General features: G+C 71.7%; 21 protein-coding genes. 10 read left to right on the top strand and 11 right to left on the bottom strand.

What is annotated here, in order from left to right; all coding sequences use genetic code 11:
- The first annotated feature begins 28 nt into the window (after positions 1 to 28).
- Positions 29 to 1,060, top strand: coding sequence for a class II fructose-bisphosphate aldolase (gene fbaA, locus P0L94_02640; GenBank protein ID WES64979.1), 1,032 nt, complete (start codon positions 29 to 31; stop codon positions 1,058 to 1,060).
- A gap of 61 nt (positions 1,061 to 1,121) precedes the next feature.
- On the opposite strand, the gene P0L94_02635 is transcribed toward fbaA, so the two are convergent.
- The 3 genes from P0L94_02635 to P0L94_02625 all read right to left on the bottom strand — a co-directional run bounded on the left by P0L94_02635 (position 1,122) and on the right by P0L94_02625 (position 2,885).
- Positions 1,122 to 1,616, bottom strand: a complete 495-nt coding sequence (locus P0L94_02635; GenBank protein ID WES64978.1) for a hypothetical protein — start codon at positions 1,614 to 1,616, stop codon at positions 1,122 to 1,124.
- Positions 1,617 to 1,689: 73 nt separating this feature from the next.
- Positions 1,690 to 2,382 carry a zf-HC2 domain-containing protein gene (locus P0L94_02630; GenBank protein WES64977.1) on the bottom strand — a complete coding sequence of 231 codons (693 nt, stop codon included), beginning with the start codon at positions 2,380 to 2,382 and terminating at the stop codon, positions 1,690 to 1,692.
- A complete protein-coding gene (locus P0L94_02625) occupies positions 2,379 to 2,885 on the bottom strand; it encodes a sigma-70 family RNA polymerase sigma factor (GenBank protein ID WES64976.1) in 507 nt (168 codons plus the stop codon). The genes P0L94_02630 and P0L94_02625 overlap by 4 nt, the downstream gene beginning before the upstream one ends.
- Positions 2,886 to 2,969: 84 nt before the next feature.
- On the opposite strand from P0L94_02625, the gene P0L94_02620 reads away from it, so the two are divergent.
- A complete protein-coding gene (locus P0L94_02620; protein ID WES64975.1) occupies positions 2,970 to 3,470 on the top strand; it encodes a hypothetical protein in 501 nt (166 codons plus the stop codon).
- Between the two features lie 34 nt (positions 3,471 to 3,504).
- On the opposite strand, the gene P0L94_02615 is transcribed toward P0L94_02620, so the two are convergent.
- The 3 genes from P0L94_02615 to P0L94_02605 are packed head-to-tail and all read right to left on the bottom strand — an operon-like array spanning position 3,505 to position 5,618.
- Positions 3,505 to 4,065 (bottom strand): MOSC domain-containing protein, encoded by a 561-nt coding sequence (locus P0L94_02615; GenBank protein WES64974.1) that lies wholly within the window; start codon positions 4,063 to 4,065, stop codon positions 3,505 to 3,507.
- A 12-nt stretch (positions 4,066 to 4,077) separates the two neighbouring features.
- Positions 4,078 to 4,635, bottom strand: coding sequence for a DUF6264 family protein (locus P0L94_02610; GenBank protein WES64973.1), 558 nt, complete (start codon positions 4,633 to 4,635; stop codon positions 4,078 to 4,080).
- Positions 4,632 to 5,618 (bottom strand): 4-hydroxy-3-methylbut-2-enyl diphosphate reductase, encoded by a 987-nt coding sequence (locus P0L94_02605; GenBank protein WES64972.1) that lies wholly within the window; start codon positions 5,616 to 5,618, stop codon positions 4,632 to 4,634. The genes P0L94_02610 and P0L94_02605 overlap by 4 nt, the downstream gene beginning before the upstream one ends.
- A 152-nt stretch (positions 5,619 to 5,770) precedes the next feature.
- Between P0L94_02605 and xseA the strand changes: the two genes are divergently transcribed.
- The 7 genes from xseA to P0L94_02570 are packed head-to-tail and all read left to right on the top strand — an operon-like array spanning position 5,771 to position 12,237.
- A complete protein-coding gene (gene xseA, locus P0L94_02600) occupies positions 5,771 to 7,087 on the top strand; it encodes an exodeoxyribonuclease VII large subunit (GenBank protein WES64971.1) in 1,317 nt (438 codons plus the stop codon).
- 9 nt (positions 7,088 to 7,096) lie between these two features.
- Positions 7,097 to 7,330: an exodeoxyribonuclease VII small subunit gene (locus P0L94_02595; GenBank protein ID WES64970.1), complete on the top strand. Its 234-nt coding sequence runs from the start codon at positions 7,097 to 7,099 to the stop codon at positions 7,328 to 7,330.
- Positions 7,330 to 7,965 (top strand): DUF4245 family protein, encoded by a 636-nt coding sequence (locus tag P0L94_02590; GenBank protein WES64969.1) that lies wholly within the window; start codon positions 7,330 to 7,332, stop codon positions 7,963 to 7,965. The genes P0L94_02595 and P0L94_02590 overlap by 1 nt, the downstream gene beginning before the upstream one ends.
- Positions 7,962 to 8,606 (top strand): carbonic anhydrase, encoded by a 645-nt coding sequence (locus tag P0L94_02585; GenBank protein WES64968.1) that lies wholly within the window; start codon positions 7,962 to 7,964, stop codon positions 8,604 to 8,606. The genes P0L94_02590 and P0L94_02585 overlap by 4 nt, the downstream gene beginning before the upstream one ends.
- A 28-nt stretch (positions 8,607 to 8,634) precedes the next feature.
- Positions 8,635 to 10,029 carry a class II fumarate hydratase gene (locus P0L94_02580; protein ID WES64967.1) on the top strand — a complete coding sequence of 465 codons (1,395 nt, stop codon included), beginning with the start codon at positions 8,635 to 8,637 and terminating at the stop codon, positions 10,027 to 10,029.
- Positions 10,030 to 10,042: 13 nt separating this feature from the next.
- On the top strand, positions 10,043 to 11,590 hold the full coding sequence (locus P0L94_02575; GenBank protein ID WES64966.1) for a HAMP domain-containing sensor histidine kinase: 1,548 nt from the start codon (positions 10,043 to 10,045) through the stop codon (positions 11,588 to 11,590).
- Positions 11,587 to 12,237 carry a response regulator transcription factor gene (locus tag P0L94_02570; protein ID WES64965.1) on the top strand — a complete coding sequence of 217 codons (651 nt, stop codon included), beginning with the start codon at positions 11,587 to 11,589 and terminating at the stop codon, positions 12,235 to 12,237. Before P0L94_02575 ends, P0L94_02570 begins: the two co-directional genes overlap by 4 nt.
- A gap of 67 nt (positions 12,238 to 12,304) precedes the next feature.
- On the opposite strand, the gene P0L94_02565 is transcribed toward P0L94_02570, so the two are convergent.
- From P0L94_02565 to P0L94_02550, 4 genes are all read right to left on the bottom strand, one after another.
- The gene (locus P0L94_02565) at positions 12,305 to 12,931 is read right to left on the bottom strand and encodes a hypothetical protein (protein WES64964.1); all 627 of its coding nucleotides are present in this window, start codon (positions 12,929 to 12,931) and stop codon (positions 12,305 to 12,307) included.
- Positions 12,932 to 13,028: 97 nt separating this feature from the next.
- A complete protein-coding gene (locus P0L94_02560) occupies positions 13,029 to 14,336 on the bottom strand; it encodes a PhoH family protein (GenBank protein WES64963.1) in 1,308 nt (435 codons plus the stop codon).
- 249 nt (positions 14,337 to 14,585) lie between these two features.
- Positions 14,586 to 15,698, bottom strand: coding sequence for an aminotransferase class V-fold PLP-dependent enzyme (locus P0L94_02555; GenBank protein WES66288.1), 1,113 nt, complete (start codon positions 15,696 to 15,698; stop codon positions 14,586 to 14,588).
- A 77-nt stretch (positions 15,699 to 15,775) separates the two neighbouring features.
- The gene (locus tag P0L94_02550) at positions 15,776 to 16,561 is read right to left on the bottom strand and encodes an isoprenyl transferase (protein ID WES64962.1); all 786 of its coding nucleotides are present in this window, start codon (positions 16,559 to 16,561) and stop codon (positions 15,776 to 15,778) included.
- 113 nt (positions 16,562 to 16,674) lie between these two features.
- Between P0L94_02550 and P0L94_02545 the strand changes: the two genes are divergently transcribed.
- Positions 16,675 to 17,403 carry a hemolysin III family protein gene (locus P0L94_02545; protein ID WES64961.1) on the top strand — a complete coding sequence of 243 codons (729 nt, stop codon included), beginning with the start codon at positions 16,675 to 16,677 and terminating at the stop codon, positions 17,401 to 17,403.
- Between the two features lie 36 nt (positions 17,404 to 17,439).
- Here the strand turns inward: P0L94_02545 and P0L94_02540 are convergent, their stop codons facing one another.
- Positions 17,440 to 17,724: a hypothetical protein gene (locus tag P0L94_02540; protein ID WES64960.1), complete on the bottom strand. Its 285-nt coding sequence runs from the start codon at positions 17,722 to 17,724 to the stop codon at positions 17,440 to 17,442.
- Between the last annotated feature and the right edge of the window lie 86 nt (positions 17,725 to 17,810).

Here is a 17,810-nt window from a genome sequence, read left to right as displayed (position 1 = left end):
GCAGAACCGCTACGACCAAGGAGCACTCATGCCCGTCGCCACCCCTGATCAGTACGCAGACATGCTCGATCGCGCGAAGGCCGGCGGATTCGCCTACCCCGCGATCAACGTCTCGAGCTCGCAGACCATCCACGCCGTCCTCCAGGGCCTGACCGAGGCGGGCTCGGACGGCATCATCCAGGTCACGACCGGCGGCGCCGATTACTTCGCCGGCCAGTCCGTCAAGGCCCGCGCGACCGGCGCGCTGGCGTTCGCCAAGTTCGCGACCGAGGTCGCGAAGAACTACCCCATCACGGTCGCCCTCCACACCGACCACTGCCCCAAGCCCGCGCTCGAGGACTTCGTCCTGCCGCTTCTCGCCGCGAGCGAGGAGCAGGTCAAGGCCGGCGGCGAGCCGATCTTCCAGTCGCACATGTGGGACGGATCCGCGGTGCCCCTCGATGAGAACATCGACATCGCCAAGGAACTCCTCCCCCGCATGAAGAACATCAACGCCATCCTCGAGATCGAGGTCGGCGTGGTCGGCGGCGAAGAGGACGGCGTGAAGCACGAGGGCTCGAACGAGGCGCTGTACACGACGGTCGGCGACGTGACCAAGGCCGTCGAGGCCCTGGGTCTCGGCGAGAACGGCCGATACATCTCGGCGCTCACGTTCGGCAACGTCCACGGCGTCTACAAGCCCGGCAACGTCAAGCTCCGCCCCGAGCTGCTCGGCGAGATCCAGGAGGGCATCGCGGCGAAGTTCGGCACCGGCGCCAAGCCCCTCGACCTCGTCTTCCACGGCGGAAGCGGCTCCACCGAGGAGGAGATCGCGCTCGCGGTCGCCAACGGCGTGGTGAAGATGAACATCGACACCGACACGCAGTACGCGTTCACGCGGTCGATCGCCGGCTACATGTTCGCCAACTACGACGGCGTGCTGAAGCTCGACGGCGAAGTCGGCAACAAGAAGCTCTACGACCCGCGCGCGTGGGGCAAGGTCGCCGAGAAGGCGATGGCGGCCCGCGTCGTCGAGGCCACCCAGCAGCTCGGCTCGGCCGGCAAGAGCCTCGGCGTCTGACGCACGGACAGGCAGAGGGGCTGCGTCGACCCGTCGACGCAGCCCCTCTGCCTGTGCCGGGTCATTCCGCCTGGCGTTCACCGGCGGGATTCAGCACCCACCACACGCCGTTGACCCCCTGGCCGTTGACGTCGCCGGGGGCTGCATCCCCGGCGAAGTAGTACAGCGGCCACCCGTTGAGGGTCAGCTGCGGCTGACCGTCGACGCCCGCGATGGTGCCGAGCTCCCCCGTGACGCCGTCGACGTCGGGCACGCCCTCGGCGGCGCCCACGGCGGGCCAGTTCGCCGCGCACTGCCCTTCGCACGTGCTCACGTCACCCCCCTGGCTGTCGCTGTCGAACATGTAGACGGTCATGCCGTCTCCGTCCACGACGATCTCGCCGAGATCCGAGTCGGCGACCTGCAGCACCACCTCCGAGGCGGGCGCGGGCTCCTCCGCCTGCGAGGTCTGCGCCGGCGCCGGCTCCGGATCAGCGGCGGTGGTCGACGTGCAGCCCGCGAGCGCGAGCAGGATGACGGTCGCCGAGACGACGGCCGTGGTGATGCGCGATCTCATGTGTATCTCCCTCGGTCGGACGACCGCCGGACGGCGGCCGCCGATGTGAACACGAGACGGCGCCCGGCGCGGTTCAGCCCGCGGGGATGTCGGCGCGCATGAGCACGCGTCCGGAGACGACGGCGCGGATCTCGATCGCGACGATGTCGCCGGTGTCGACGGCGGTCCCCGCGCTCACGCGCGCCGTCGCCCCGGGCAGCGCGCGCCACGTCGAGACCTCTTCTTCGGTCCCGTCGGCGGCGGTGACCACCAGTGCATACGGCCAGCCGTCCTCGGGAGCATCCGCCCCGTCCCCGTCGTAGCTGCACTCCACCTCGATCCGCGTGCCCCACGCCGCGTCCACCAGCTCCACCGTCGCGGTGACGGGCACGGCGGCGACCGGCTCGAGCGCCACGACCTGGATCCCGCGCAGCGCGGGCACGATCGCGATCGCGACGGCGAGCACGACGAACACGACCACGGCGGCGGCCGCCGCCATCACCGACGACCGGGCGAGCGCTCGCCGCCGCCGGGCCTGCTGCGCCGCGCGTGCGACGAACCGCCCGCGCGCGGACTCATCCGGTCCCGCCTCGTCCGGGATCGCCTCCGCCTGGTCGCGGGTCAGGCGCGAGAGCAGCCCCAGCGTCGGAGCGATCTCGCCGATCGATCCCCGGCACACGGCGCACTGCTCGAGGTGCGCCTCGAACAGGCGGCGATCGGCCGGGCTCAGCGCTCCGAGCACGTAGGCGGCATCCCACTGCGCGAACCGGGGGTGGTCCTCGTTCACCGCGTCACCCCTCTCTCCTGCAGCGCGAGCCGCAGCCCGCGCAGACCGTAGTGGAGGCGCGACTTGACGGTGCCCTCGGGGATGTCGAGCTCGTCGGCCATCTGCGCGACGGTCATGCCGCGATAGTAGGCGCGCACAACGACCGCCCGATGATCGGGCGTGATGGCGGCCAAGGCGTCCTGCACGAGGAGCGACTCGAACAGCGCGTCGGTGGCGTCGGCGGTTGCGCGCTCGGGCGTCTCGGCGACCGGTGTCTCGTGGCGGCGGCGCGCGCTGCGGGCGTCGTCGATGACGAGGTGCCGCGCGACGGTGAAGATCCACGCGCGGGCCGCGGCCGGCTCCTCCTCCAGGATGCGCGGTGTGCGCCAGGCCCGCAGGAGGGTCTCCTGGACGACGTCGTCGGCTCCGGACGGGTCGCCGGTCAGCGAGACGGTATACCGCCACAGCGGTGCCGCGTGCGCGTCGTAGAGCGCGCTCAGTCGCGTCTCATCGTCATCGCCCATGCGGACCTCCCCGAAGGGAACACGACGGGCGAGCCCGGAAGGTTCACCGTGAACCGCGGCGGCCGCCGCACCGTTGTCACGAGTATGACCCTTTTCGCAGACACCGGCATCTTCGAGGTGGCGGGGCTCCCGGCCCATCCGCTCCTGGTGCACGCCGTCGTGGTCCTGATCCCGCTCACGGTGCTCGCGCTGTGGCTGGGCACGGTGTGGCCCGCCGCGCGCCGGCGGCTCGGCATCGTGACCCCGGCGGCCGCGGTGGCCGTCCTGATCCTGGTCCCGATCACGGCCGCCGCCGGGCGGGCCCTGGCCGAGGTGGTCGGCCCGCTCCCGGCGGTCCAGCGCCACCAGGCCTTCGGGCAGGCGCTGCTGCCATGGACGATCGCGCTGTTCGTCGTCGCGGCCGGCCAGTGGGCGTGGTTCCGCTATGCGGACGCGCGCGTGCGAGTACGGTCGCGCCGCTGGGCGCACGGAGTCGTCATCGCGCTCGGCGCGCTCGCGTTCGCGGTCGGCGCGGGCTCCCTCGTGATGGTCGTCCTCGTGGGCGACAGCGGGGCGCGTGCGGTGTGGTCGGGCGTGGTCGGCTGATGCGGCTGGGCCGCGCGCTCCCGACCGGACCGGCTCACTCGGGGTCGACGTAGCGGTCGAGCAGACCCGGTGCATCCGGATCGGAGGCGACGACGACCACGTCGTCGCCGGCCCGGATGCGCCCGCCACGGAGAACCCGCAGGTACGGTCCGAGCCGGCGCTCGGACGAGAAGCGCTTGACCCACCCGCGCTCGTCGTCGCCGCCCACCCAGCGGGCGAAGGTCTGGCAGGGGGTGCGCGGCATCGTCACCGCGACTTCGACGCTCTCGCCGATGCGCCACACGTCGCCGATGCGCGACGCGTTGACGTCGAACCCCGTCACACGCAGGTTCTCGCCGAAGAACCCCGGCGCGAGCTCACGGCCGAGCTGCGCGGACCAGAAGTCGGCGTCGTCCTGCCCGTAGGCGTAGAGCGCCTTGTCGAAGCCGCCGTGGTGCCTGCGATCCGCCTGCACGTCGGCGTATACGCCGTAGGGCCCGACGCGCACGGGTCCGGCGACCGACGACTTGTCGATCGCGGTCACGCCGACGCTGCCGGGGTCGGCGCGCAGCTCGCGCACGACGCAGACGGCGAGCAGGGTTCCCGAGGAGGTCATGCCTCGAGTCTGTCAGCCGACGGTCGCGAGCAGCGCGTCCCACACGGCCGGATCCGACATGATCGGCACCAGCATCAGCGTCCCCGAGGCGATGTTGGACACGATGCCCCCCACGATCGGGATCCAGAAGCTCACGCGCCCGGCCCGCAGGCCGGCCCACGACAGCACCGCGGTGAGCACCCAGCCGACCGCCAGCACGATGGCCGCGGCGATCCCCCAGCCCCGTCCAGCCGCAGGATCGGCGAGCTGGGCGTCGACGCCGAGCAGATCCAGGAACGTCGCGGCGAAGGAGCCGTAGTCCGCCAGCGCCGACACCGACGACAGCACCGTGAAGAAGCCGTACCCCAGCAGCGCCCACGTCGCGATGCGGTCGGCCGTGCGGCCCGCGCCGCGCCGCGGTGCCGGGGACGCGGGCGTCGGCTCCGCCGGCGCGGCCGGCTCCGGCGATGCCACCGGCACCGGCTCCATGAGAGCCGGGTCGGGCACCTGGATGCGTGCCCGCTGCTCCTCGGGGGTGGCGTACTCGCCGTACCGGGGTCGCGGACGCGGGTCGCCGGAGGACTCGCTCACGCGGTCACCCGTCCGGCGGAGCGGCCGCCGCGGCGCGCCTCGGAGTCCTGACGCAGCTCCTTCGGCAGCGAGAACATGAGGTCCTCCTCCGCCGTGCGCACCTCCTCGACGTCGCGGAACCCGGCGTACGCGAGGTCCTCGAGCACCTGCTGGACGAGAACGTCCGGAACGGATGCGCCGCTGGTGACGCCGACGGTGGTGACGCCGTCGAGCCACGACTGCTGGATCTCGTCGGCGTAGTCGACGCGGTGCGCGGCCTTGGCGCCGTACTCCATCGCGACCTCGACCAGGCGCACGCTGTTGGACGAGTTCGACGAGCCGACCACGATGACCAGGTCGGCGTCCTTGGCGACCTTCTTGATCGCGACCTGGCGGTTCTGCGTGGCATAGCAGATGTCGTCCGACGGCGGGTCCTGGAGTTCGGGGAACCGCTCGCGCAGGCGCCGCACGGTCTCCATCGTCTCGTCGACCGAGAGCGTGGTCTGCGACAGCCACACGACCTTGGACGGGTCCTTCACCTCGACCGTCGCCGCCTCCTCGGGCGAGTTCACGACGGTGACGTGATCGGGTGCCTCGCCGGCGGTGCCCTCGACCTCCTCGTGGCCGTCGTGACCGATCAGGAGGATCTCGAAGTCGTCGCGCGCGAAGCGCACGGCCTCGCGGTGCACCTTCGTGACCAGCGGGCACGTGGCGTCGATCGCCTGCAGGCGACGGTCGGAAGCGGCGTTCACGACCGCCGGCGACACGCCGTGGGCGCTGAAGACGACGTGAGCGCCCTCGGGCACCTCGTCGACCTCCTCGACGAAGATCGCGCCCTTCTCCTCGAGTTCGGTCACGACGTGGATGTTGTGGACGATCTGTTTGCGGACGTACACGGGGGCCCCGAAGCGCTCGAGCGCCTTCTCGACCGCGATGACGGCGCGGTCCACGCCCGCGCAGTAGCCGCGGGGCGAGGCCAGCAGCACCCGCTTGCGTCCGGGCACCGGGATATCCTGAAGGCGCTCGCGCCGCTTCGGGATTCGCGGCACGGGCATGCGGACGGCCGGGTTCGCTGAGGAGGAAGTCACGCTGACGATTCTACGTGCGAGACCTCGACCCGGCCCGACGAGCACCGCCCGCACACCGCAGGAGGACGATGACCACCTTCGAGCCCGCCGCCGTGCCCGGCGAGGCGCCGCCGCCGGACTCGGTCGCCCCCCGGGCCTCCACCGCCGAGGCTCCCACGTCGGTCGCCCGGCTGAACGACACCATCCGGGGCTTCATCCAGGGCTGGGGCTCCGTGTGGGTCGAGGGAGAGATCACGTCGTGGAACGTCCGCGGCGGCAACGTCTTCGGGCGTCTCAAGGATCTCGTGACCGACTCGACGATCTCGTTCCGCATCTGGTCGTCGACGCGCCAGCGGCTGCCGGCGGACCTGAAGGTCGGCGACCACGTCATCGCGTGCGTCAAGGCCGACTACTTCATCAAGACCGGGGATCTGACGTTCGCCGTCTCGGCGATGCGGCACGTGGGCCTCGGCGATCAGCTCGAGCGTCTCGAGCGCCTGCGCGCCCAGCTGCGCGCCGAAGGGCTGTTCGATGCGGCGCGCAAGAAGCCGCTCCCCTTCCTGCCGCACCTGATCGGCCTCATCACGGGTGAGAGATCGGATGCCGAGAAGGACGTGCACCGCAACGCCGAGCTGCGCTGGCCGCACGTGCGCTTCCGCACGCGCCACGCCGCCGTGCAGGGCGAGCGGTGCGTGCCCGAGACGATCGCGGCGCTCACGGCGCTCGACGCGGACCCCGAGGTCGACGTCATCGTCATCGCGCGCGGCGGAGGCGACCCGCAGAGCCTGCTCGGGTTCAGCGACGAGCGCCTGCTGCGCGCCGTGGCGGCGGCATCCACTCCCGTGGTCAGCGCGATCGGGCACGAGAACGACCATCCGCTGCTCGACGACGTCGCCGACGTGCGCGCCTCCACACCCACGGATGCCGCGAAGCGCGTCGTCCCCGACGTCGCCGAGCAGCGCGCCCTCGTGGCGCAGCTGCGCGCACGCCTGACCACCCGGCTGACGCAGCGGGTGGTGCACGACATCGCCGGTCTCGAGCAGCTGCGGTCGCGACCGGTGCTGCGCGATCCGGCATCCATGCTCACCGCCCGTTCGCACGAGATCCATCTGCTGAGCGCTCGCGGACGCGAGCGCATGAGCCGCGATCTGGACGCGCACGGCCGTCGGGCGGCAGAGCTCACGGCCACGCTGCGCGCGCTGTCACCGGCGTCCACGCTCGCGCGCGGATACGCCATCGCCCAGCGCGAAGACGGCGCGATCGTGCGCGTGGCCGCGCAGGCCCCCGCCGGCGAGGAGCTCCTGGTGACCGTCGCCGAGGGCAGGTTCGGGGCGCGTTCGACCGGCGAGGCGGCCGCCCCCGAGGCCCCGGACCCGGCCGCAGGCGAGGGTCCCACGGGCGAATAGGATGGAGAGATGACCGACTCGCGCGAACCCGCCGTCGACGTCGCGGCGATGACGTTCGAGCAGGCGCGCGACGAGCTCGTGCGCGTCGTCGCCGAGCTCGAGCAGGGAGCGCCGACGCTCGAGCAGTCGCTGGCGCTGTGGGAGCGCGGTGAAGCGCTCGCCGCCCGCTGCGAGGCCTGGCTGGTGGGTGCCAAGCGCCGCCTGGACGAGGCCCGAGCGGGCGCCGACGGGGAGGACGCATGATGGCGCGCGGACCTCGCGTCGTCGCCGAGCTGGGCCGCCCCGAGACGCCCGATGAGACGGCTGCCCGCAAGGCCGAGTCCTCGCGGGTCTACCGGTCGAGCCAGAACGTGCGCAACCTCCTCGCCGCGCTCGTCGTCACGGTCGCCGTGGTGGCGATCGTGATCCTCGCCGTGCCTCGGGGCACGCCCCCCGAACCCGAGCCGATCGACGTCGCCGCCGTCGCCGAGGGCGTCTCGGCGGCTCAGGGCCGCACGGTGGTGGTGCCCGACGCCCCCGCCGACTGGCGCGTGAACGCCGCGTCGGTGACCGGCGACTCGGTCCGCGCGTGGACCGTCGTGTATGCGCCCGCCCGAGGATTCCTGCGCGTCGCCCAGGGCTTCGACGCCGACCCCGCCTGGCCGACGCGCGTGCTCAGCGGCGCGGACGTCGGCGAGACCGTGACGATCGACGGCATCGTGTGGGACCGGTACGACATCCGCGACCCTTCCCGCGCGGGCAATGTGTCGGGAGCGCTGGCGACGCAGGCCGGGCCCGACATCGTGATGGTGTACGGAGCCGTCTCGGACGAGACGCTCGAGACAGCGGCGGCATCGGTCGCCGAAGACGTGCGAGAGATTCGCGAGGAGGGCGAGTGAGCGTGATCCAGCCGCTGCCGGCCGAGGCCTGGCAGGAGATGATCGAGGGCAACGAGCGCTTCGTGTCGGGGCAGCCCCGGCACCCGCGCCAGGACGTCGAGCGACGCAGCGAGCTGGCGGGCGGGCAGCGTCCGCGCGCCGCCCTGTTCGGCTGCGCGGACTCGCGCCTGGCCGCCGAGATCATCTTCGATCAGGGCCTCGGCGACCTCTTCGTCGTGCGCAACGCGGGCCAGGTCATCTCGGACTCGGTGGTCGGCAGCCTGGAGTACGCCGTCGCCGTCCTCGAGGTCCCCCTGATCGTCGTGCTCGGTCACGACGCGTGCGGCGCCGTGGGCGCGGCCATCGAGAGCACTCAGCTGGACGCCCCGCCGCTGCCCGCCCACATCTGGCGCCAGATCGCGCCGATCGTCCCGGCCGTGCGCCGCGTCATCCGCAAGAACGGCTCGGGCGCGGCGGCCAACGCAGAAGAGGTCGGCCGCGAGCACCTGCGCGACACCGTCGGCGAGCTCCTGCACTCGTCAGAGCTCATCAGCGACGCGGTCGCCTCGGGGCGCCTGGCGATCGTGGGCGCGAACTATCGGCTCGCCGAGGGCACCGCCGTGCCGGACCTCGCCGTGGGCCTGCCCGACGAAGACAACTGACACACCCATCATTCGGAGGAACGACGACGTGACCGACATCGAATACCGCATCGAGCACGACACCATGGGCGAGGTGCGAGTCCCCGCCGCCGCGCTCTACAGCGCGCAGACCCAGCGCGCCGTGGAGAACTTCCCGATCTCGGGGAAGGGCCTGGAGTCCACGCAGATCGCCGCGCTGGCGCGCATCAAGAAGGCGGCCGCCCTGGCCAACAGGGACCTCGGCGTGCTGGCCGCCGACGTCGCCGACGCCATCGCCGCTGCGGCGGACGAGGTCGTCACCGGTGTCCACGATGCGCACTTCCCCGTCGACACGTACCAGACCGGCTCGGGCACGTCGTCGAACATGAACATGAACGAGGTGCTCGCCAACCTCGCCACGGCACGGCTCGGCTCGCCCGTGCACCCCAACGACCACGTCAACGCGTCGCAGTCGTCCAACGACGTCTTCCCCACGTCGGTGCACATCGCCGTCACCCAGGCCCTCATCGACGACCTCATCCCGGCGCTGGACCACCTGTCGGTCGCGCTCGAGACGAAGGCCGAGCTGTGGAAGGACGTCGTGAAGTCGGGGCGCACCCACCTCATGGACGCCACGCCCGTCACGCTCGGCCAGGAGTTCGGCGGGTACGCGCGCCAGATGCGTCTGGGCATCGAGCGCGTCCAGGCCGCCATCCCCCGCGTCGGCGAGGTCCCGCTCGGCGGCACCGCCACCGGCACCGGCATCAACACGCCGCTGGGCTTCCCGCAGAAGGTCATCGAGCTGCTGGCCGCCGAGACCGAGCTGCCGATCACCGAGGCCAAGGACCACTTCGAGGCGCAGGCGAACCGTGACGGCCTGGTCGAGACCTCGGGCGCGCTGCGCACGATCGCCGTGTCGCTCACGAAGATCAACAACGACCTGCGGTGGATGGGCTCGGGTCCGAACACCGGACTCGGCGAGCTGCACATCCCCGATCTGCAGCCCGGCTCCTCGATCATGCCCGGCAAGGTGAACCCCGTCGTCCCCGAGGCGACACTCATGGTCTGCGCCCGCGTCATCGGCAACGACGCCACGGTCGCGTGGGCCGGCGCCTCGGGATCGTTCGAGCTGAACGTGGCGATCCCGGTCATGGGGACGGCGCTCCTGGAGTCGATCCGCCTGCTGTCGAACGCCATGCGGGTTCTCGCCGACAAGACGATCGACGGTCTCGAGGCGGACGTCGAGCGTGCCGCCGCCTACGCGGGCATGTCGCCCTCGATCGTCACGCCGCTGAACAAGCTCATCGGCTACGAGGCGGCGGCGAAGATCGCGAAGCACTCCGTCGCCAAGGGCATCACGGTGCGCGAGGCGGTTCTCGACCTCGGCTACGTCGAGCGCGGTGAGCTCACGCTCGAGCAGCTCGACTCCAAGCTCGACCTGCTCTCGATGACCCACCCCGGCTGAGTCCCGCCTCCTCGTGCCGCGCATCCCGACCCGACCGAGAGGCCCGGAGAAGGCCGCGCCGGAGCGACCCCTGTCGGCGGCCGCGAAGATCCTCGCGGCGATCCTCGCGGTCGCCGGCATCGGCTTGGCGATCGTGGGAGCCATCACCTTCGTCGTCCAGTGGGGCCTCGTGCTGGACGAGGTCGATGCGCGGCTGGAGCAGCAGGTCGACCGGCTGCAGACCGTCGCCGGGATCGGCGGCGACGTCGCGCAGATCGTGGGAACCGGGACCGCGTCCGAGACCATCGCGGTCGACGATTACACCACGGTCGAGGACTACCTGCACGACGTCGTCGCGCGCCTCGTCCCGGCGCGCAACGAGGGCTCGATCGCGATCATCGACGGCGTCGCGCGCTTCCGCCCCGCAACGCTGTCGGGCTTCGTGATCCCCGACGACGATCCGATCATCGAGCGCGCCGTCCGCGAGACGGCCGAGAGAGGCGGCACGGTCCAGGGGACAGCGGCGACCGCGGCGGGCGCCCTGCGCTACATCGCCATCCCGGTGAGCGTCCCGGGCGACCTGCACAGCGGCGTGTACGTGCGCGCGGTCGATCTCGGGGGGGAGCTCGCGCCGGTGACCGCTGCGATGCGTACGTACGCGATCGCCACCGCCGTGGTGCTGCTGGCCGCCGGCGTGGTCGGCTGGTTCGTCGCTCAGCGGCTGCTGCGGCCGATCCGCCACCTGCGCGAGGCCGCGAGCGCCATCACGCTCGACGACCTCTCGCCGCGTCTGAAGGCCGACGGCGACGACGACATCGCCGACCTCTCGCGCACCGTGAACTCGATGCTCGACCGGCTCGAGGGCTCGGTGGATGATCAGCGCCGACTGCTCGACGACGTCAGGCACGAGCTGAAGACGCCCATCACGATCGTGCGCGGGCACCTCGAGCTGATGGACCCGGGCGATTCGTCCGACGTCGCCGCGACGCGCGACCTCGGCATCGCGGAGCTCGATCGCATGTCGCGTCTGGTGGCCGACATCGATCTGCTCGCGGCCGCCGAGGACGACGCGTACACGATGGGCGAGGTCGACCTGGGAGCCCTCACCGGGCGTCTGGGAGAGCTCGTGACCGTCATCCCCGGCCACACGTGGGCGATCGAGAGGACCGCAGACGGCATCGCCCGCGGCGACGCCGATCGCCTGCTGCAGGCCTGGCTGCAGCTCGCGGAGAACGCCGCGAAGTACACGCCGACCGGCGCTCCCATCGAGATCGGCAGCGAACTCGACGACACCGGCGCTCGGCTGTGGGTCCGCGACCACGGCCCCGGCATCGCCCCGGCGGCCCGCTTCAGCATCTTCCGCCGGTTCGACCGGGCCGATACGCGACGCGACGTCGGCGGCTCCGGACTGGGCCTGGCCATCGTGGACGCGATCGTGAGGACCCACGGCGGAGCATGCCGCATCACCGACACCCCCGGCGGCGGCGCGACCTTCACGATCCACCTGCCGGCCGCCGCGACGGGCGTGGCCGGTCCGGTGCGCGCCGGCGACGTCGTCCTGCAGCGGAAGGCGTCCGAGTGACACGCATCCTCATCGTCGAAGACGAACCCGGCATCGCATCCTTCGTGGCGCGCGGTCTCCAGAACGACGGCTACGACACACGCACCGTCGAGGACGGCGCCGCGGGACTCGACGCGGCCCTGTCCGGCGCCGCGGACCTCGTGCTGCTCGACGTGGGGCTGCCCACGATGGACGGCTTCGAGGTGCTGCACCGCATCCGCACCGCGGGCAGCTCCGTGCCGATCATCATGCTCACGGCGCGCACCAGCACACGCGACACCGTGGCGGGGCTCGACGCGGGCGCGAACGACTACATCCCGAAGCCCTTCACCGTCGAGGAGCTGCTCGCCCGCGTGCGCTCGCGCCTGCGCGAGCAGTCGCCCGATGTCGCCCTGTCGCACGGCGACGTCGTCCTGGACGTGCTGGCGCGGCGCGCGAACGTGGCCGGACGCGACGTCGAGCTGTCCTCGCGCGAGTTCGCGCTCGCCGAGCAGTTCCTGCGCAACGCCGGGCAGGTGCTCACACGCGACATGCTGCTCAGCCGGGTGTGGGGGCTGGACTTCGATCCGGGCTCGAACGTCGTCGATGTGTACGTGCGCTACCTGCGCGGCAAGCTCGGCGCGCACCACATCGTGACCGTGCGGGGCGCCGGCTACCGCTGGGAGTGAGAGAGGTGGCCCCCGGTGCTGGGGGACACCGGGGGCCGGGCGGCCGGCATGGGGAGATCCGGCCTCATCAATCGCGACGTTCTGGGGAAACGCGCGATTGGGTCCAATGGCCACCGTTCCCGTGGCCGGAAGACCAGCCGGACGAGTCGGTGACGAGGTTCTCTTCGGAGGCCCAGCGGGACAGCCGCTTCTCGAGGCCGCCGCGCAGGCGGTCGATGCCGGCGATCCATCGCTCGGTGCGCGCATCGCTCCAGTCGTGGTCCTCGGCCCACGCGCGGAGGGTGGCGGCGTCCCACTCGGCCAGATCGTCGACGGCGGGGACCGTCGCCACCTCGATCGGCGCCGGCGCCGGAACCGTCTCGGACGTGCCGGACGAGCGCTCGGGGGCCGCCGCCGGGGCCGCCTCGGTCGTCGCTGGGACCGGTGTCTCGGAAGCCTCGGGGGCCAGCGGATCCGCGGTCGCCCGGGGAACGACGACTCCGCCGTGCCCGACGGCCTCGCCGGAGACGTCGTCGAGTGCGACCGCGCCGCTCATCGCGACCGCGACCATCAGGCCGATACTCGCAGTGACGGTGGCCGCGGCGCCGAGGGCGAGCCTCCGTCGACCGTCCACGAGCATCCCTTCAGTGCGCCCGAGCGAGCGCAACCCCTCCATCGTCTCAGACGCCGAGCCGCGGTCCTGACGCTTTCGCATGAGAACCCTCTCATGCGCGCCGCGACCGGACGGGCACGCCGCCGGTCGCCGTCCGCGGGGGCCGGGATGCGCGATCCCGACCCCCGCGGACCTGCCATCAGGCCAGTTCTCCCGCTTCGAGCAGATCCGTCACGAGCGCGGCGATCGCAGAGCGCTCGGAGCGGGTCAGGGTCACGTGTCCGAACAGCCCCTGCCCCTTCAGCGTCTCGATGACCGAGGCGACGCCGTCGTGGCGTCCGACGCGCAGATTGTCGCGCTGTCCCACGTCATGGGTGAGCACGACCCGCGAGTTCTGGCCGATGCGGCTCAGCACGGTCAGCAGCACGTTCCGCTCGAGCGACTGCGCCTCGTCGACGATGACGAACGAGTCGTGCAGCGATCGTCCGCGGATGTGCGTGAGGGGAAGGACTTCGAGGAGTCCCCGCTCGAGCACCTCGTCGAGCACATTCGTCGACACGACGCTGCCGAGCGTGTCGTAGACCGCCTGGCCCCACGGGTTCATCTTCTCCTGCTGGTCTCCCGGCAGGTAGCCGAGCTCCTGACCTCCCACGGCGAACAGCGGCCGGAAGACGATGATCTTCTTCTGCTGCTGGCGCTCGAGGACCGCCTCGAGGCCGGCGCACAGCGCGAGCGCCGACTTGCCGGTGCCGGCGCGTCCGCCGAGCGAGACGATGCCGACGTCGGGGTCGAGCAGCAGGTCGATCGCGATGCGCTGCTCGGCCGAGCGGCCGTGCAGGCCGAACACTTCGCGGTCGCCGCGCACCAGGCGGAAGTCGCCGTCCCCCGTGACGCGGCCGAGCGCCGAACCGCGCTCGGAGTGCACGATGAGGCCGGTGTTGACGGGGAGTCCCCTGACGTCGTCGCTGGAGGCGACCTCGGTCTCGTAGAGGTCGCTGATCTCGTCGCCCGAGACGTCGATCGCGGCGATCCCGGTCCAGCCGGAGTCGACAGCCTGCTCGGCGAGGTACTCCTCGGCGGTCACGCCGATCGAGGCGGCCTTCACACGCATCGGCAGATCCTTCGACACGACGGTGACGTCCTGACCGTCGCGGGCGAGGTGCATCGCGACGGCGAGGATGCGGCTGTCGTTGTCGCCCAGGCGCATGCCGGCCGGCAGCACGCTCGCATCCGTGTTGGTCAGCTCGACGCGCAGGGTGCCGCCCGCGCCCACCGGGACCGGGAAGTCGAGGCGTCCGTGCTCGATGCGGAGTTCGTCCAGGTGGCGCAGCGCCTGCCGTGCGAAATAGCCGATCTCGGGGTCGTGCCGCTTGCCTTCGAGTTCGGTGATCACCACGACGGGGATCACGACGTTGTGTTCTGCGAACCGGAAGAACGCGCGCGGATCGCTCAGGAGGACCGACGTGTCGAGAACATAGGTCATGAGCTCGACGCCGCTCTCGTCCACCTCCTCCTCGAGGCTCCGATCGCGCTGCTCCTGTGGTGCTCCTATGGTCACAACCCACTCCCGCCCCGGGTGGTTCACCCGGTCAGTATCGAGTCGACCATGGGCCACGAGTCGCGATCCGTGAGGCCGACTCGACCGGGCGCCTTGCCCGATGCCTTGAAACTACGACGCGAACAGCCTCCGTAGGATTCCGACACGCGGCGGGTGGGTTACAGTCCGGTTAACGGGACCGGCCCCCCCGGTCCGGTGTCACCACACGCGCGCTGACGAGAAGGCGGCGAGCGCGTCGCCGAACAGACGCAGCGTGTTCGCGCCCGTGCCGACGTGCGGCGAGACGCGCACGAGGCCCGAGCGGACGGTGACGGTGAGCCCGTGGTTGCTGAGCGACGCCGCCAGCGGGGCGGCGTCCTGAGGAGCCGGGGCGAGCGTCACGATCCCGGCGCGGCGACCGGCGTCGCGCGGCGTGACGACGGGGACGTCGTACCGGTCGGCGATGTGGATGACGTCGCCGGTGCGCGCCGCGATCTCGTCCTCGATCGCCTCGACGCCGACGTCGATGATGGGCCGCAGCGCCGCCACCAGACGTGCGGCGGCCAGCGCATCGGGATTCGAGACCGTGAACGCGCGCGCCGACGGCGAGGGCTGGGGGACGACGTCGACGGGCAGGTCGCCGTCGGCGCCCGCGAAGCCGGACAGCACCGGTGCGACGCGCTCCAGAGCGCGCTCGCCGAACCAGGCGAATCCGGTGCCCCGTCCCGCGCGCACCCACTTGTAGCCGTTGCCGCACACGACGTCCGCGGCCGTCCAGTCCGCCTCGATGACGCCGAATCCCTGCATCGCGTCGACGATCAGGAGCCGGTCGCCGATGACATCGCGCAGCGCCGTCAGATCGGCGCGGTAGCCCGTGCGGAAGTCCACCAGGCTCACCGCGAGCGCTCGTGTGTCGTCGGTGAGCGCGGCACGCACGACGTCCGGGGTCACCATGCCGTCCTCGGGCTCCATCCACTGCACCTGGAGCGATCCGAGCGCGTCGGCGGCGCGCACGGCCGTGACGGTGAGGCTCGGGTACTCGCCCCGGCCGACCAGCAGACCCCCGGCGACGCCGTAGATCGCCTGCATGAGCCCATGCGTGGTCGACGGCTGCAGCACGACCTGATCGGCCTCCACGCCCATCAGCTCGGCGACGAGGCCGCGCGCCTCGCGCGCGTTGTCGGCCACCATGCCGATGCTCGTCGGGCGCCCCGATCCCAGCAGCTCGGTGTCGGCGGTCGCCTCGGTGCGCACCGCCGGCGCGAGCGGGCCGAACGCGGCCCAGTCCAGGTATCCCGGCTCACCGTCGAACGAACCGAGGAACGACTCCATATCCGTCACGGTCACATTCTGGCACGCAGGGCCGACTGCCCGAGGGGGTCGAACGGCCCGCTCGCCCCGCCGATCCGCTAGCCGCCGTAGCGGCGGTCGCGCGTGGCGTAGTCGCGGATCGCGCGCAGGAAGTCCACTTCGCGCAGATCCGGGCCCAGGGCCTCGACGAAGTAGAACTCCGAATGCGCGCTCTGCCACAGCAGGAAGTCGCTCAGCCGCTGTTCGCCGGAGGTCCGGATCACGAGGTCGGGATCGGGCAGTCCGCCGGTGTAGAGATGCTCCCCGATCTGCTCGGGCGTGAGGTTCTCGGCGAGCTCCTCGAGCGAGCCGCCCACGCCGCCGTGCTCGGCGATGATGCTGCGGACGGCGTCGACGATCTCGCCGCGGCCCCCGTAGGCCACCGCGAGGTTCACGTGGAGGCCGGTGTTGCCGCTCGTGCGCTGCTCGGCGGCCGCCAGGACCGCCGCGAGATCGGGGGGCAGCAGGTCGGCGCGGCCGACGTGCTGGATGCGCCAGTCCCGTTCCCGCGACAGCTCGTCGGCGAGGTCGGCGATGATGCCGAGCAGGTCCGACAGTTCGCGCGAGTCGCGCTTGGTGAGGTTGTCGGTGGAGAGCAGGTAGAGCGAGACGACCGGGATGCCCAGTTCGTCGCACCACCGCAGGAACTCCCGCATCTTGGCGGCACCGGCGCGGTGGCCGTGCGCCGCGGTGTCATAGCCGAGCTGCCGCGCCCAGCGACGGTTGCCGTCGATCATCATCGCGACATGGTGCGGCACGTCCACGGAGCGGAGCTCGCGACGGAGCCTGCCGATGTAGAGGCGATAGAGAGGGCCTCTCCCCTCCTTCGATGACGCGTGCGACACACGAGTACGGTACTCCTCACCGCGGGTCCTCGTGCGATGTGGTACTCAGTGTCACTTTCTGTGCGACCGAGTATGTGCGCCGCGCGGCATGCGGGAGGGCCTAGCCTGGGACCATGAGTCGACGCCGCGGCCTCCCCGCCGCCCCCGAGGTCCCCGTCCTGCCGCTGATGGACGCCGCGGCCGCGGACGCGGCCGTCGAGATCAAGCCGAGCTGGCGCGGCTGGATCCACGCGGTGACCTTCCCCGTCGCCATCGCCGCCGGCGTCGTGCTGATCGTCCTCGCACAGGGCGGACCGGCGAAGGCGGCGTCGGCCATCTTCATGGCCACGTCCCTGCTGCTGTTCGGCAACTCGGCGCTCTACCACCGCTTCAATTGGGGCCCGCGGACGAAGGCTGTGCTCAAGCGCATCGACCACGCCAACATCCTGCTGCTGATCGCCGGCACCTACACGCCGATCGCGGTGCTCGCCCTGCCCACCGAGAAGTCGGTCATCCTGCTGGCGCTCGTGTGGGGAGGTGCGATCCTGGGGATCTTCTTCCGCGTGTTCTGGATCCACGCCCCGCGGTGGCTGTACGTCGCGCTCTACCTCGTGCTCGGGTGGGCGGCCGTGATGTACCTCGTCGACCTCCTCGAGGCCAACGTCGCCATGATGGTGCTCGTGGTCGTCGGCGGCCTGCTGTACACCGCCGGAGCCGTCGTCTACGCCCTCAAGCGCCCGAACCCGTGGCCGGGCCACTTCGGCTTCCACGAGATCTTCCACGTGTGCACCGTGCTGGCGTTCCTGTGCCACTGGACGGCGTGCCTGCTGATCGCCCTCCATCCCGCCTACCACGGCGGCTGAGGGCGCGGCGGCGATCCGTTCCGGCCGGGTCGGGCGTCAGCCGCGCTCCTGCGATCCCTCCGGGTCCGCCCCGTCCGCGGCGTCGCCGTCGCGCGGGGTCTCCTCGGCGCGCGCGGCCTCCTCGGCATCGAGCTCCTCGGCGATCTCGGCCCGCACACGCCCGCGCCGGATGCGGCGCAGCATGTCCCAGATCAGAAGGATGACCGCGAGGGCGATGAAGACGATGATCGCGAAGCCCCAGACGCCCGGCGTCACCAGATCGGGATCGACCTCGGGCGTGGGTGTCATGGTGACGGAGACGGCGGAAGCGGGCAGGTGCATGGTGTCCTCGATCGGGGCCGCACGCCCGCCGGGGCGGCGCGCGGCAGCGCGTAGGCTGGTGCTCCCAGCCTAATGTTCGGATCGGA

Source organism: Microbacter sp. GSS18 (genome assembly GCA_029319145.1).
GTDB lineage: Bacteria > Actinomycetota > Actinomycetes > Actinomycetales > Microbacteriaceae > Microbacterium.
The sequence above is the reverse complement of the archived record's forward strand: the minus strand, read 5'-3'. Positions and strand labels throughout refer to the sequence as shown.